The 15,126-nt window shown below is 38.4% G+C and carries 13 protein-coding genes and 1 pseudogene; 13 read left to right on the top strand and 1 reads right to left on the bottom strand.

Annotation, left to right across the window (positions count from 1 at the left end):
- Positions 1 to 89 precede the first annotated feature (89 nt).
- On the bottom strand, positions 90 to 806 hold the full coding sequence (locus QEZ38_RS07765) for a GntR family transcriptional regulator (protein WP_045762517.1): 717 nt from the start codon (positions 804 to 806) through the stop codon (positions 90 to 92).
- 326 nt (positions 807 to 1,132) lie between these two features.
- Between QEZ38_RS07765 and QEZ38_RS07760 the strand changes: the two genes are divergently transcribed.
- The 13 genes and pseudogenes from QEZ38_RS07760 to QEZ38_RS07700 all read left to right on the top strand — a co-directional run bounded on the left by QEZ38_RS07760 (position 1,133) and on the right by QEZ38_RS07700 (position 15,125).
- Positions 1,133 to 2,920: a glycoside hydrolase family 35 protein gene (locus tag QEZ38_RS07760; RefSeq protein ID WP_281335541.1), complete on the top strand. Its 1,788-nt coding sequence runs from the start codon at positions 1,133 to 1,135 to the stop codon at positions 2,918 to 2,920.
- The gene (locus tag QEZ38_RS07755) at positions 2,917 to 3,393 is read left to right on the top strand and encodes a PTS sugar transporter subunit IIB (protein WP_075230737.1); all 477 of its coding nucleotides are present in this window, start codon (positions 2,917 to 2,919) and stop codon (positions 3,391 to 3,393) included. The genes QEZ38_RS07760 and QEZ38_RS07755 overlap by 4 nt, the downstream gene beginning before the upstream one ends.
- Before the next feature lie 26 nt (positions 3,394 to 3,419).
- Positions 3,420 to 4,325 (top strand): PTS mannose/fructose/sorbose/N-acetylgalactosamine transporter subunit IIC, encoded by a 906-nt coding sequence (locus QEZ38_RS07750; protein WP_075230736.1) that lies wholly within the window; start codon positions 3,420 to 3,422, stop codon positions 4,323 to 4,325.
- Entirely contained in the window at positions 4,312 to 5,133 is an 822-nt protein-coding gene (locus tag QEZ38_RS07745) for a PTS system mannose/fructose/sorbose family transporter subunit IID (protein ID WP_004250397.1), read from the top strand. The genes QEZ38_RS07750 and QEZ38_RS07745 overlap by 14 nt, the downstream gene beginning before the upstream one ends.
- Positions 5,134 to 5,136: 3 nt before the next feature.
- Positions 5,137 to 5,541, top strand: coding sequence for a PTS sugar transporter subunit IIA (locus QEZ38_RS07740; protein ID WP_281335540.1), 405 nt, complete (start codon positions 5,137 to 5,139; stop codon positions 5,539 to 5,541).
- 224 nt (positions 5,542 to 5,765) lie between these two features.
- Entirely contained in the window at positions 5,766 to 6,932 is a 1,167-nt protein-coding gene (locus QEZ38_RS07735) for an SIS domain-containing protein (protein ID WP_281335539.1), read from the top strand.
- A 10-nt stretch (positions 6,933 to 6,942) separates the two neighbouring features.
- Positions 6,943 to 7,938 carry a tagatose-bisphosphate aldolase gene (gene lacD / locus QEZ38_RS07730; protein ID WP_248034502.1) on the top strand — a complete coding sequence of 332 codons (996 nt, stop codon included), beginning with the start codon at positions 6,943 to 6,945 and terminating at the stop codon, positions 7,936 to 7,938.
- A gap of 146 nt (positions 7,939 to 8,084) precedes the next feature.
- Positions 8,085 to 9,122, top strand: a complete 1,038-nt coding sequence (locus QEZ38_RS07725; RefSeq protein ID WP_075232296.1) for an aldose epimerase family protein — start codon at positions 8,085 to 8,087, stop codon at positions 9,120 to 9,122.
- Between the two features lie 602 nt (positions 9,123 to 9,724).
- The gene (locus QEZ38_RS09825; RefSeq protein WP_371607937.1) at positions 9,725 to 9,904 is read left to right on the top strand and encodes a glycosyltransferase; all 180 of its coding nucleotides are present in this window, start codon (positions 9,725 to 9,727) and stop codon (positions 9,902 to 9,904) included.
- Between the two features lie 105 nt (positions 9,905 to 10,009).
- Positions 10,010 to 11,218, top strand: a complete 1,209-nt coding sequence (locus tag QEZ38_RS07715; protein ID WP_075232297.1) for a glycosyltransferase family 8 protein — start codon at positions 10,010 to 10,012, stop codon at positions 11,216 to 11,218.
- Positions 11,219 to 11,316: 98 nt separating this feature from the next.
- Entirely contained in the window at positions 11,317 to 12,804 is a 1,488-nt protein-coding gene (locus QEZ38_RS07710) for a glycosyltransferase (RefSeq protein WP_281335538.1), read from the top strand.
- A 7-nt stretch (positions 12,805 to 12,811) separates the two neighbouring features.
- Positions 12,812 to 14,032 carry a glycosyltransferase family protein gene (locus QEZ38_RS07705; protein ID WP_281335537.1) on the top strand — a complete coding sequence of 407 codons (1,221 nt, stop codon included), beginning with the start codon at positions 12,812 to 12,814 and terminating at the stop codon, positions 14,030 to 14,032.
- Between the two features lie 215 nt (positions 14,033 to 14,247).
- A pseudogene (locus QEZ38_RS07700) lies at positions 14,248 to 15,125 on the top strand (glycosyltransferase family 2 protein).
- The last annotated feature ends 1 nt before the right edge of the window (position 15,126 follow it).

Below are 15,126 nucleotides of genomic sequence, written 5' to 3'. Positions count from 1 at the left end.
TAAAGTCATTTGATATTTCCTACTAAAAGCTGGCGTGCTATAATGAAAAACAGAAAAGCCTGAAACAATTGTCTCAGACTTTTTAATGTTTAGTGATCGCGATCACATGAGATAAATTTAATCTTATAGAAATCAGAACGTTTGTAAGTTTCAATGTATTCCAACACTTGGCCAGTTGACTCAAGTTTCGTTGTCTTGGTTTGGAGAACAGTTGGGAATTGAGAGTCGATTCCTAGGATAGAAGCAGCATGTTCTGGAGTTGGAAATACAATTTCATTGATTTCTTCAAAATGCTCGTCATTCATGTGAATGTGGTAGTCCAATTTGAAACGATTATAGATAGAACTATAGTATTCAAGATTTGGATAGTTTGCATTGATGTATTGTTCAGGGATATAAGATGTGTGGTAGATATAAGTAACACCGTTAGATTCACGGATACGTTCGATTTTGTAATAAAATTGATCGCCACGCAATCCTAATTTTTCTAAGTAGTTAAGATCGTTACCGCGTTCAATGGAAAGAACAGTGACTTTATCGTCCTTGGTTTCAAAAATTTCTACATCAGAAAATTCTACGAGTTTGTGCTTGCGAGCGCGAGCCACAAAGGTTCCCTTTCCTTGTTGGCGGACAATATAACCGTCCTTAGCAAGGTCGTTTAAGGCGCGAACAACAGTGATCGAACTTACGTCATACATTGCAATCAATTCTGCTTCAGTGTAGAACTTGTCGCCACTTGCAAATTGACCTGAAATGATTTTGTTTTTTAATTCATCTTTGATATATTGATACTTTGGAATTGCCATATTTTTACCTCATTTTTTCCTTCTCCATCTTCGATTTTATCATAAATGGTTTGGAAATGATAGTAAATAATGTAAAAAAAAATAAAATAATAGGCTAAGTGATTGACTTACATATTATTTGAGGTTATAAACTTATATATTTATGCTATCTGGATCGAAAATATTTAAGAAAAAAATTTTTTTAAAAGAATTTTAGAAAATAATTCAGTAAAAAAAAGAAAAATTTTAAATAATTTTCGAAAAATCTATTGACAAGATGGATTCATTAGTTTATCATTTAATATAACAACAAATGAAAGCGCAAACGAAAAGTATGAGGTGGTAAAATGACAAGATTTAAAATTGAGGATGATTTTTACCTAGATGGGAAATCATTCAAAATTTTATCGGGTGCCATTCATTATTTTAGAATTCCTGAAGAAGACTGGTATCATTCATTGTACAATCTCAAGGCTTTAGGTTTTAACACTGTTGAAACCTATGTCGCTTGGAATTTACATGAACCAATTGAGGGAAACTTCAATTTTGAAGGCAATCTTGATATTGAAAAATTTCTTCAGACAGCTCAGGACTTAGGCTTGTATGCTATTGTTCGACCATCTCCCTTTATCTGTGCAGAGTGGGAATTCGGTGGTTTACCAGCATGGCTTTTAAATAAAGACATGCGAATCCGTTCCTCTGATCCAGCCTTTGTTGAAATGGTAGGACGTTACTATGATCATTTACTTCCACGTCTTGTTTCAAGATTGTTGGATAATGGTGGTAACATCCTCATGATGCAGGTTGAAAATGAGTACGGTTCATACGGTGAGGACAAAACCTACTTGCGTGAGATTCGCCGATTGATGGAAGAACGTTCAGTGACTTGTCCGCTCTTTACATCTGATGGTCCATGGCGAGCAACTCTGAAAGCTGGTACCTTGATTGAAGATGATCTCTTTGTAACAGGGAACTTTGGCTCGAAAGCTAACTTCAACTTCTCGCAAATGCAAGAGTTCTTTGATGAGTATGACAAGAAATGGCCACTCATGTGTATGGAATTCTGGGATGGATGGTTTAACCGATGGAAAGAACCAGTCATCACGCGTGAGCCAGAGGAGTTAGCAGAAGCCGTACATGAGGTACTAGAGCAAGGCTCTATCAACCTTTACATGTTCCACGGTGGAACCAACTTTGGTTTTATGAATGGTTGTTCAGCTCGAGGAACTATTGATTTACCACAAGTAACATCTTATGATTATGACGCTCTCCTTAATGAAGCTGGCAATCCAACTGCTAAATACATGGCAGTTAAAGAAATGATGGCGACTTACTATCCTGAGTATCCACAATTAGAACCGCTTTACAAAGAGAGCATGGAAGTTGAAAACATTCCACTGGTTGAGAAAGTTTCTCTGTTCGAAACCTTGGATAGCTTAACAAGTCCTATCGAGAGTCTCTATCCTAAGAAAATGGAAGAGTTGGGACAAAGCTACGGTTATCTACTCTATCGTACAGAAGCTAGTTGGGATGCAGAAGAAGAACGTATCCGTATCATTGACGGTCGAGACAGAGCTCAGCTATTTGTAGATGGTAAATGGGTTACAACTCAGTACCAGACAGAAATTGGTGAGGACATCTTCTATCAAGGAGAAAAGAAAGCGCTCTCTCGTTTTGATGTCCTGGTAGAAAATATGGGACGTGTCAACTATGGGCATAAGTTCTTAGCGGATACGCAACGTAAGGGAATTCGGACAGGGGTTTGTAAGGATTTGCACTTCTTACTAAACTGGAAACACTATCCACTCCCACTAGACAATCCTGAGAAAATTGATTTTTCAAAAGGATGGACAGAAGGGCAACCTGCCTTTTACGCCTATGATTTTGAAGTTGAGGTGCCAAAGGATACCTACTTAGACTTATCTGAGTTTGGTAAAGGGATTGCCTATGTCAATGGCCGTAATCTAGGACGTTTCTGGAATGTTGGTCCAACCTTATCGCTTTATATTCCGCACAGCTATCTCAAGGAAGGTGCTAACCGCATCATTATCTTTGAAACTGAAGGGGATTATAAAGAACAAATACATTTAACTCGTAAACCTACACTAAAACATATAAAGGGGGAAAATTTATGACAATTGTAGGATGCCGTATCGATGGACGTTTGATCCACGGACAAGTGGCCAATCTTTGGTCTGCTAAACTCAATGTTTCACGCATCATGGTCGTTGACAATGAGGTTGTGAACAATGACGTTGAGAAGAGCGGATTGAAACTTGCAACACCACCAGGTGTAAAACTTAGTATCTTGCCGGTTGATAAAGCTGCAGCCAATATCCTTGCTGGCAAATATGACAGCCAACGTCTCTTGATTGTAGCACGCAAACCTGACCGTTTCCTTGGTTTGGTTGAAGCAGGCGTACCGCTTGAAACAGTCAATGTCGGCAACATGTCTCAAACACCAGAAACTCGTTCTATCACACGTTCAATCAACGTTGTAGATAAAGACGTAGAAGATTTCCACAAATTGGCGGAAAAAGGTGTAAAACTTACTGCTCAAATGGTTCCAAATGATCCAGTTTCAGACTTTTTGAGCTTATTAAAATAGGAAAAAATTTTTAGGAGGTCATTGTTATGATACAATGGTGGCAAATTTTACTTCTCACTTTGTACTCAGCTTATCAAATCTGTGATGAGTTGACGATCGTTTCTTCTGCAGGTTCCCCTGTATTCGCTGGTTTCATTACTGGTTTGATCATGGGAGATTTGACAACTGGTTTGCTTATCGGTGGTAACTTGCAGTTGTTTGTCCTTGGGGTTGGTACCTTCGGTGGTGCTTCTCGTATCGACGCAACTTCTGGTGCGGTTCTTGCAACAGCATTCTCAGTTTCACAAGGGATTGACGCACCTCTTGCAATTACAACAATTGCGGTTCCTGTAGCGGCACTTTTAACTTACTTCGACGTACTTGGTCGTATGACTACTACATTCTTCGCACACCGTATTGATGCTGCGATCGAACGCTTTGACTACAAAGGAATCGAACGTAACTACCTTCTTGGTGCGCTTCCATGGGCTGCTTCTCGTGCCCTTCCAGTATTCTTCGCCCTAGCTTTCGGTGGAGAATTCGTACAAGCAGTTGTAAACTTTGTTAAAGAATTCCAATGGGTTGCAGACGGTTTGACTCTTGCAGGTCGTATGCTTCCAGGTCTTGGATTCGCTATCTTGCTTCGTTACCTTCCAGTTAAACGTAACCTTCACTACCTTGCTATGGGATTCGGTTTGACAGCTATGTTGACTGTTCTTTACTCATACGTAACAGGTCTTGGTGGAGCAGTTGCTGGTCTCATTGGCACTCTTCCTGCTGAAGTTGCAGAAACTATCGGTTTTGCTAACAACTTCAAAGGATTGTCTATGATCGGTATCTCTATCGTAGGTATCTTCCTTGCAGTTGTTCACTTCAAAAACAGCCAAAAAGTTGCTGTAGCAGCACCTTCTACACCATCAGAAAGTGGGGAAATTGAAGATGACGAATTCTAATTACAAATTAACAAAAGAAGATTTTAATCAAATTAACAAACGTAGCTTGTTCACTTTCCAATTGGGATGGAACTACGAACGTATGCAAGCATCAGGTTACCTTTACATGATCTTGCCACAATTGCGTAAAATGTATGGAGATGGAACTCCTGAGTTGAAAGAAATGATGAAAGTTCATACTCAATTCTTCAACACTTCACCATTCTTCCACACAATCATCGCTGGTTTTGACCTTGCCATGGAAGAAAAAGATGGCGTTGTCTCAAAAGATGCGGTTAATGGTATCAAGACAGGTTTGATGGGACCATTCGCTCCTCTTGGAGATACTATCTTTGGTTCACTTGTACCTGCTATCATGGGATCTATCGCTGCAACAATGGCTATCGCTGGTCAACCTTGGGGTATCTTCCTTTGGATTGCAGTTGCAGTAGCGTATGACATCTTCCGTTGGAAACAGTTGGAATTTGCCTACAAAGAAGGGGTTAACCTTATCAACAACATGCAAAGCACTTTGACAGCTTTGATTGAAGCTGCATCTGTACTTGGTGTCTTCATGATGGGTGCTCTTGTAGCAACAATGATCAACTTTGAAATTTCATACAAATTGCCAATCGGTGAAAAGATGATTGACTTCCAAGACATCTTGAACTCAATCTTCCCACGCTTGCTTCCAGCAATCTTCACAGCCTTTATCTTCTGGTTGCTTGGTAAGAAAGGTATGAACTCTACAAAAGCTATCGGTATCATTATCGTGCTTGCCTTGGCACTTTCTGCCTTTGGTAAATTTGCACTTGGAATGGGCGCATAATTTATGACTAAATCATTGATTTTAGTGAGTCACGGTCGTTTCTGTGAAGAACTTAAAGGTAGCACAGAGATGATTATGGGTCCACAAGACAACATTCATGCAGTAGCTCTTCTTCCAGAAGATGGGCCAGAAGATTTTACTGCGAAATTTGAAGCTGCTGTCGAAGGTTTGGATGATTTCCTAGTCTTTGCTGACCTCCTTGGTGGAACACCATGTAACGTTGTGAGCCGTCTTATTATGGAAGGTCGTGACATCGAACTTTATGCAGGAATGAATCTTCCAATGGTTATTGAATTTATCAATGCAAGCCTAACTGGCGCTGATGCAGATTATAAAAATCGTGCTTCAGAGAGCATTGTCAAAGTTAATGATTTATTGGCAAGCTTCGATGACGATGAAGATGAATAATACTCTTCAAAAATCAAATTCAAACCACGTCAGCTTCGCCTTGCCGTACTTGAGTACAGCCTTCGGCTAGCTTCCTAGTTTGCTCTTTGATTTTCATTGAGTATACGATGTGACAACGTGAAAACCGTTAGAGCATTTTATATAGAATATACATGGGAATGGGGCTTACTCCCATTCCCATATTTTAGATAAAAAACAATATAATAATAGATTAGAGGAACTCAATGCTAGATTATACAAAAGAAGAATTGCTTGAGTTGGGGGCAGAAATCACAACACGCGAAATCTACCAACAACCAGATGTTTGGAAAGAAGCTTTTGAAACTTATCAAGCACGACGTGATGAAATTGCAGCTTTCTTGCAAGGAATTGCAGATAAGCATGACTATATCAAAGTAATCCTAACTGGTGCTGGAACTTCTGCTTATGTAGGTGATACTCTAGTTCCTTACTTCAAGGAAGTTTATGATGAACGTAAATGGAATTTCAATGCTATCGCGACAACTGATATCGTAGCAAATCCACAAACTTATTTGAAAAAAGATGTGGCAACTGTTTTAGTATCATTCGCGCGTAGCGGGAACTCACCTGAAAGTGTGGCAACAGTTGACTTGGCCAAGGCTTTGGTTGATGAGCTTTATCAAGTTACCATCACATGTGCAGCTGAAGGGAAATTGGCTCTTCAAGCTCATGGTGATGACCGCAACCTTTTGCTCTTGCAACCAGCTGCTTCTAACGATGCTGGCTTTGCTATGACTTCAAGCTTCACTTCAATGATGTTGACAGCGCTCTTGGTATTTGATCCAACAGACTTTGCTGTTAAAGCTGAACGTTTCGACGTGCTATCTAGTTTAGCTCGCAAAATTCTTGACAATGTGGCAGATGTCAAAGAGTTGGTTGACCTAGACTTTAACCGAGTGATTTATCTAGGTGCGGGCCCATTCTTCGGACTTGCTCACGAAGCCCAGCTTAAAATTTTGGAATTGACTGCTGGTCAAGTCGCGACTATGTATGAAAGTCCAGTTGGCTTCCGTCACGGTCCAAAATCTCTTATCAACGAAGATACAGTCGTTTTGGTATTTGGTACTACAACAGATTACACTCGTAAATATGACTTAGACTTGGTTCGTGAAGTTGCAGGCGACCAAATTGCTCGATGTGTTGTTCTCTTGAGCGACCAAGCCTTCGGACTTGAAAATGTTAAGGAAGTCGCGCTTGGGTGCGGTGGGGTTCTGAATGATGTTTACCGTGTCTTCCCTTACATCGTTTATGGTCAGTTATTTGCTCTCTTGACTTCACTTAAAGTTGGTAACAGACCAGATACACCATCACCTACAGGTACAGTGAACCGTGTTGTTCAAGGTGTCATTATTCACGAATTTGAAAAATAAGGAAGAATCTATGAGTAAATTAACATTAAGCCCAAATAAACTTGCTTGCTTGCAAAAACTCTCAGACGAAAATGGGATCATCTCAGCTCTTGCTTTTGACCAACGTGGTGCTTTGAAACGCCTCATGGCTCAATACCAAACAGAAGAGCCAACAGTAACTCAAATGGAAGAACTCAAAGTATTGGTAGCGGATGAATTGACTAAATACGCTTCATCTATGCTTCTTGACCCTGAGTATGGACTTCCAGCTACAAAAGCTCTTGATCCAAAAGCTGGTCTTCTCCTTGCTTATGAGAAAACTGGATACGACACAACAAGTACAAAACGCTTGCCAGACTGCTTGGATGTTTGGTCTGCAAAACGTATCAAAGAACAAGGGGCAGATGCTGTTAAGTTCTTGCTTTACTATGACGTAGATAGCTCTGACGAACTTAATCAACAAAAACAAGCCTACATCGAACGCATTGGTTCTGAGTGTGTGGCTGAAGATATTCCATTCTTCCTTGAAATTCTTGCTTACGATGAAAAGATTGCTGACGCTGGTTCTGCAGAATACGCTAAAGTAAAACCACACAAGGTTATCGGCGCTATGAAAGTCTTCTCAGATCCACGTTTCAACATCGATGTCTTGAAAGTAGAAGTTCCAGTTAACGTGAAATACGTTGAAGGCTTTGGTGATGGAGAAATCGTTCATACACGTGAAGAAGCTGCTACCTTCTTTAAAGCCCAAGACGAAGCTACTAACCTTCCTTACATCTACTTGAGTGCAGGTGTATCAGCTAAACTTTTCCAAGAAACTCTTGTCTTTGCTCACGAATCAGGCGCAAACTTCAATGGTGTTCTTTGTGGACGTGCAACATGGGCTGGATCTGTTGAAGCTTACATCAAAGATGGAGAAGCAGCAGCTCGCGAATGGCTTTGTACAACTGGATTTGAAAACATTGATGAACTCAATAAAGTACTTCAAACAACAGCTACTTCATGGACTGAACGTGTAGAAGCATAGATCAGAAATAGAAGAAACGACTTTTGTTAATAAAATATCTATGGTTTCTTGACAAAGGTGTCTGTAAATCATAAAATGAAACCATAGAAAGTGAATGCGCTTTCTATGGTTTGTTTACTTAATTGAATTAGAAAAAGGAGAGAAGGATGAAAGCATACACAGAACGTGTATTTGGGAAAGTTGATGGCAAGGATGTCCTCGCTTACCGTTTTGAAACGGAGGCAGGATACCAACTGGAAATCATGACTTATGGAGCAACAATTTTACGCTATGTAACTCCAGATAAGACTGGCAATTTTGCCAATGTTATCCTAGGTTTTGACGATTTCGAAAGCTATGTGGGAAATAGCCCTAAACATGGAGCAAGTGTAGGTCCAGTGGCAGGTCGTATTGCAGGAGCAACATTTGAACTCAATGGTAAGACCTATGATCTTGAAGTCAACAATGCTAGCAACTGTAACCACAGTGGCTCAACTGGTTGGGATTCTAACTTGTTTGAGCTAGTCGAAGTGAGTGACCATGGTTTGACTCTTTACACAGAAAGAACAGATGGGACTGGAGGTTTCCCTGGAAATCTTAAGATCTGGATTAGCTACAACTTGGAAGAAAGTGGTGCCTACGAAGTTAGCTACAAGGTGACGACAGACCAGGATACCTTGGTCAATCCAACCAACCATAGCTATTTTAACCTGTCAGGCGATTTCACTCAGACTGTTGACCGCCATGTCTTCCAATTGAACACTGAAGGCATCTATCCAATCGCTCCAGACGGCGTGCCAGCTAAAACACCGGATGCTAATCGTGATGTGGTCAAGCATATCTACAATGGAGCTTTGCTTAAGGATATTTTTGCAGACGAAGATGAACAAATCAAACTCGTATCTGGTTTGGACCATCCATTTGCTCTTCCTGCAGGACATGACAATGCTGGTTTCCTCTATGACCAAGGTTCAGGTCGCTTCCTGCTCTTCAAGACAGAGGCTCCTTGCTTTGTGGTCTACACAGCAAACTTTGTGGATGAGAGTGTCATCATCGCTGGTCAGTCAATGATTCAGCACAATGGGATTGCTCTTGAAGCGCAAGCTTTACCAGATGCTATTCATAGCGACCTTAAAGACCAAGTCATCCTCAAAGCAGGTGAAACATTCACCAGCAAAACTCGTTATGAGCTTGTTGTGAAATAATGATTGTTTTCTGAGTAAACCTATACTTTAACCGTTAGTTATTTACTAGCTGTTAGAATCTAGGTTTTTTGATTCTTGAAAAATAAGGAAATAATCTCAAGTTTAGAAGATAATTCTATATATCAAATATTCTTACTGAATAAAGATGATTGACTTATATTGATAGTTGAATGTGTCAATAATATCTAATAGATATATTTATATGATAGCTCTTTTGCTAAAAATAATGTATAATTAAAATGGAATAAATCTAGACTTTTGACTAAAAAATACTAGATTTTCATAAAGATTTTTTTGGGAAAACTCTCTATAGAGACTCGTGTTCTTGGTCAAAGTTATAAGGGGAAGATTAGCAATGGTATCAGTATCTGGAAAATTCTGTATATTTTCACATAAAAATAAGCAACATCAGCGCTTTTTTCAACTTTTACCCGATGGTCAAATCAAGGATATTGGTGGAACCGGTCAGAGGAGTTGACTACTGAGAGGCTGGATAAAATCATGAGTAAAGATATCTCAGCTTTCATCAGAGAATTTTTCCGCAAACTATAGAAAGCTAGTAGTGAATTGGGAATCCTACTGAAGAACCGTTTTTCATAACTTTGGAAAAGTATAAAGAGAAATATAAAAATGACAGAAAAATTAGTATAATTGTATCAGTTTACAACGTTGAAAACTACTTACGACAATGTCTAGATAGTATTCTCAATCAAACCTATCAAGATCTAGGGAAAAACTGTGCTGCCCTTAGATATTGTAGCCCATCAAGCAGAACTCTTTGATAAAGTAATCGCCCATGAAGAACCTCAAAAATGGTAGATGAAATTCGACAGATTTTATTAGTTAATAGAAAAAGAAAATAAACGTTAGATAAAAGGGATTGAAAAATGAAGAAAGCAATCGTACTTGGAGCAGATAATGGATATATGGATAAGGTGGAAACTACTATCAAGTCTGTTTGTGCTTATAACGATAATATAAAATTTTATGTTTTTAATGACGATCTACCTTCGGAATGGTTTCGTATTATGAATCAGCGATTGAAAGCTATTCATTCAGAAATTGTAAATGTAAAGATTTCTAATAATCATCTCCGAAAATATCGTTTACCAACGGCGCATTTATCATACGCAGCTTATTTTCGCTTTTTTATTCCAGACATACTGAAGGAAGATAAGGTTTTATATCTTGATTCGGATATTATTGTCAATGGAGATTTAACACCCCTTTTTGCAATAGATCTAGGTGATGGCCCAGTCGCAGCAGTTAGAGATGAATTGCAGCAAACAAATTTCAATTCAGGCGTTTTATTGATAAATAATGCCCATTGGAGAGAGCATGCGATTTCAACAAAATTGTTTGAATTAGCAGATCAGTACCATGAAGTTGAGTTTGGTGATCAAGGAATTTTAAACCGATTTTTTGTAGGGCAATGGAAAGAGCTAGACGTCAATTACAATTTTATGGTTGGAATGGATACTATTGCGACACGTTTTCAAAAAGATGAATGGTATGTAAAAGCGAATCAATATGAATCAGAGGTTTCTGTTATTCATTATACAGACGAAAAACCATGGTCAGCTGTATATAATAATCGCTTGGGAGATAAGTGGTGGTTCTTCTATGCTTTAGATTGGTCAGATATTATCTTACGGAAAGAGATTATCAAACATGGTTTAGATGAGCTTACAGAAAAAGAAAAATATCATACTGCAATCTTTACAAATGCTTGCGAGATGGAGCACTTGGAGTTTTTGATAAAAGCACTACCTGAGGTTCATTTTCATATTTTGGCTCATACAACTTTTGCCTCCCAAGTGGTCGATTTACAACGATATTTAAATGTGTCCATTTATCCACAGTTCAATCCTTATAATTTTGAAAATGTTCTTAGCAAAATCGATTTTTATTTGGATATCAATCATTTTAACGAAATTATGAATATCACTCAGGAGATTCATAAATTAGGGAAACCGATCTTTGCTTTTGATAATACCAGTAAGGACCCAACAGGAGGAAGTCAGATTTTTTCTTCACAAACTCCTGAAGCGATGGTAGTGGCGATTAAAGCTTACCTCAATTCGTTAGATAAATGAGAAAGTTTTAGTAGATAATCTAATCATTCGCTAGTTCACTTCTTTTATGGAGTCCATGCTTTGATGCTTGTGATTAGAGTTTAGTTTGGAGTTAAAGAATGCTTTACACTTTTAATCTTATGGTGGGTTTAGAACCAAATGGTGTAGATGTTGCTCAAGCATATCGTGGGAAGGTTTTTCGCGACTTGGACCTTCCTGCCAGTTTTGTTTTTACACAGGTCCCTCCTCGATTTAAATGGGACTATTACCTTTCTTTGGGTCATCTTGAGGAAGAAATCCTATTAGCACATATGTTGTTGACAGATCAGCGTGATATGAGCTTGGGGATCCGTATAGATGATATGAAGCAGCTCTTACACCTGACTGCTGAATATAAGGAAAATAATTGTGAAGTGATTTTTCAAGAACAAGATGGTGTGACTACCATTCTACATAAAAACAGTCTAAAACCGGATTATGTGGATTATGTAGATTATTATGTATTTGGTCGTTTACTTCGTAGAGAACATTATGGTAAGAAAAAGCTGTTCACAGAATTTTTTACAGCAGTGGATGCTGGATTTGGTATAGTAGCTAGAGTTGTTCGCCGACTGTTTCATAATAGAGATGGTTCCATAGCCTTTGAAGAGATTAAGAAAGAACCAGGTGAGGATACTGAAGCAGTTTATCGGTGTGGATCGGAGTGGTTCTATAGTGAGTCTGAATTTTTAGAGCGAGCCTTATCAGAGTTGCAGTTTAGTAAAGAGGATCATGTATTTATTGATCGTCTAGAGAATCTTCCCTTCACATCACCTCTTTTACGTTTAAAAGGAGAAGCAAGATTATCCTGTGTTGTGCACTCTATTCATTATTGGGGAGATCAGATCAATTCTGAATACTATCACCTTTTTCAATATGCCGAGGAATTTGATGATATTTTAGTATCAACGCAATCACAGAAGGATGAATTGGAAAAACATTTAGCATTACTAGGGAAAACTGGTCAAGTTCGCGTTCTTCCAGTAGCTGCCCTAGAACAGTTGCAATTAGCTGATGAACGAAAACCTTATTCTGTGATGATTGCCGTGCGGTTTGAACGCCGAAAACGGTTAGACTTAGCAATCAAAGCCATCGTTGCTTTTCATGAAATTTTTCCAGACGTCAACTTAGATATCTATGGGCAAGGGATGCTATGGCAGGATATTGAAGCAGAGATTGCCAATCTAGGAGCACAAAATTATATCCATCTTAAGGGGCATCAGACAATTTCAAACCGTTTCAAAGAGTATGAACTTTATTTGGCTACCTCGGAATGGGAAACTTTTGGTATAACTTTGTTAGAAGCAATTGGTTCTGGACAAGCTCTTGTTGGTTTAGATGTACCTTATGGAAATCAGACCTTTATTCAAGAGGGTAAAAATGGTTATTTAGTTCCTTTTGATGCTCGTTCGGATGAGGAAATTGTGGTTGATTTAACAAAAGCTTTAGAGAAAGCCTTCAAACAGATCAAACAGCTGAGGGAAGGCTCTTACCGCTTGGCTGAAGAATATTTATCAGACTGCATAACAAAACAATGGTATGAATTTTTGACTAGAGAATGGGAATAAAAAAGCAATGATGTATTATTATCTGACGAGGGAATGGTCTTCAGATGACGATCGCCTAAAAAAAGATTTAGAACTCATGGGGATGGATCTGAAACCATTAACGATTAACAATATTTTTACTAGTTTTTTTTCTAATCATGAAAATTCAAGTCCCTTACACATGACTCAACTTCCCTTACCTCGATTTTGGGAGGTTCTTTCTACAGGTGATATCGTAGCGGAAGGAAATAAAAAAGGGAAGATTTTCTGTTATCCTCAGTGGCCACAAATGGTGGAGTTGGTCGAATGGTATGATAACAAAGGTATTTGTTGTGCAAAAGATCATTATGATTTATCGGGAACTTGTTTTCAGAGAGAAATTTGGAGTGGTGGAAAAAAAGAGATAGACATTTATGGTCAGGAAAATCAAGAGCAACTCTATCTTTTTTCATCTCATGATCGTGCACTTTTTCGAGAAGCAAATGGTCGGGAAGAGGGGCTTTCTTCAATTGATGAAGCAAGAAAACTGATTTTAGATAAACAATTATCTACATGTGATTGTTTAGTATTATCAGATATAAACTTGCTTAGGGAGATGCTTAATCTCTCATCTAATCAGCTAGTATTTTATATAAGAGAGGAGTTATCTGCAGAAGATATTTCATATCTAAAAGAGCGTTGTGGGAAACTACTGACCCGAGATTTTAAATTAAAGACAGACAATATGAATCTTCCTCTGATTTATCTACCAACGTTTCTTGGCGCCTTTAGGGAGTTTCGTCCGCATATTTTAATTTTGACAGATACGCAAGAACTAGAGCAAATTGAAGTCCTTGTATCTGCCCTACCGAATTTTGAATTTCATATTGCTGCACTAACAGTAATGGGAGGGCGCCTGCTAGATTTGGATTGCCTTGCAAATGTTCATCTCTATCCGGGACTATCTAGAGAGATATATGAGAAACTTTTACAAACGTGTAGCATTTATCTGGATATTTCTCATGCGCAGGAAATACTGGATGGTAGCCGTGCAGCTCTTGAAAACGGCATGATCCTTTATGCTTTTAAGGAAACGTGTCATCAACCAGATTTCTATGCCACTGACCATCTGTTTCCAAAGGATGGTGTAACAGAGATGATTGACGAACTATCTCAACTTGTAAATCCAGAAAAATATCAATCTGCTTATGATAAACAAAAGATGAATCCGTACTTAGCGATCAGGGAAGAGTTGAAGTTACTTTTTTAAATGATGGATAAATAAAGGAAGTATCGTGAAAGCTTTAGAGTAGATCTTCCTAGATAAAGATATCAATAACTATATAGCGTTTATCTTAGTATTTCACTTGCTGACAATTTGTATTTCAATCATCAACTTACTATGGAAGAAATATAATCAAGAGTTTGTGGCTAAGAGAATATGATTGTATCAATCCAGCGATATTTGAAGCACTTAGACTAAAAATTGAAAAAATAAGTGTTATCGTTCCTGTTTATATGTCAGAGGCCTATCTTGAAAATGTTTAGATAGCATTCTTCAACAAACTTATCAAAATCTTGAAGTTATTTTAATCAATGATGGCTCAACTGATGGTTCAGCAGCTATTTGTCAACGCTATAAAAATCAAGATGCGCGTGTTAAAGTATATCATAAGCCGAATGGTGGAGTTGCGTCCAGTCGCAATCGTGCTTTGGAAGCTGTAACAGGTGCTTACATTGTCTTTGTGGATAATGATGATTGGCTAGAGTTAGACCATATTCAAAGCCTTTATGATTTATTGAAAAAAACGGATGCAGATATTGCGATTGCTAATTTCACTCAGTTTATTGAAGATCAGGGAAGTTTTTTAATCCATGTAGGTGCAGACAACTATTTTGAACAAGTGTACAGCCCTTTTGATTGGTTCTATCATCAATATGACGGAAAGTATAATCTTAGTCAACGTTTTACAGTTCCATGGGCAAAACTCTATAAAGCAGAGCTTTTCAAAGATATTGTCTATCCAACGGATCAGAAGGTAGAGGACGATTATACGACCTATAAGGTTTACCTTCAAGCAGATAAGATTGCCTATATGAATAAAGCCATTTATATGCATAGAAAACGCTCCGCAAGTGTAACTAGAACAGTTAATCTTGCAGATGTTTATCCTTTAAAGAGTATTGAAGAGCGTCTGACTATTTTGAATCTGATTGGGGCACCTCAGCAGTTGTTGGATAAGGAAATTCAGGCTTATAAATGGCGATTATCCATTCATGAAGAAGAATCATTGAAACGCGGAGATATGGAAGCTTATCAACAGATTTTGGTGAAAAAAGCTATTGAGACTAAGCAGCGGTAAG

The organism is Streptococcus taonis (assembly GCF_029948085.1).
GTDB lineage: Bacteria > Bacillota > Bacilli > Lactobacillales > Streptococcaceae > Streptococcus > Streptococcus taonis.
This window is presented reverse-complemented; position numbering and strand designations above follow the sequence as displayed.

Bases quoted from the DNA above. Each gene is read 5' to 3' on its own strand.
- QEZ38_RS07765 (WP_045762517.1), bottom strand. From the start codon at position 806: ATGGCAATTCCAAAGTATCAATATATCAAAGATGAATTAAAAAACAAA.
- QEZ38_RS07760 (WP_281335541.1), top strand. From the start codon at position 1,133: ATGACAAGATTTAAAATTGAGGATGATTTTTACCTAGATGGGAAATCA.
- QEZ38_RS07755 (WP_075230737.1), top strand. From the start codon at position 2,917: ATGACAATTGTAGGATGCCGTATCGATGGACGTTTGATCCACGGACAA.
- QEZ38_RS07750 (WP_075230736.1), top strand. From the start codon at position 3,420: ATGATACAATGGTGGCAAATTTTACTTCTCACTTTGTACTCAGCTTAT.
- QEZ38_RS07745 (WP_004250397.1), top strand. From the start codon at position 4,312: ATGACGAATTCTAATTACAAATTAACAAAAGAAGATTTTAATCAAATT.
- QEZ38_RS07740 (WP_281335540.1), top strand. From the start codon at position 5,137: ATGACTAAATCATTGATTTTAGTGAGTCACGGTCGTTTCTGTGAAGAA.
- QEZ38_RS07735 (WP_281335539.1), top strand. From the start codon at position 5,766: ATGCTAGATTATACAAAAGAAGAATTGCTTGAGTTGGGGGCAGAAATC.
- lacD (WP_248034502.1), top strand. From the start codon at position 6,943: ATGAGTAAATTAACATTAAGCCCAAATAAACTTGCTTGCTTGCAAAAA.
- QEZ38_RS07725 (WP_075232296.1), top strand. From the start codon at position 8,085: ATGAAAGCATACACAGAACGTGTATTTGGGAAAGTTGATGGCAAGGAT.
- QEZ38_RS07715 (WP_075232297.1), top strand. From the start codon at position 10,010: ATGAAGAAAGCAATCGTACTTGGAGCAGATAATGGATATATGGATAAG.
- QEZ38_RS07710 (WP_281335538.1), top strand. From the start codon at position 11,317: ATGCTTTACACTTTTAATCTTATGGTGGGTTTAGAACCAAATGGTGTA.
- QEZ38_RS07705 (WP_281335537.1), top strand. From the start codon at position 12,812: ATGATGTATTATTATCTGACGAGGGAATGGTCTTCAGATGACGATCGC.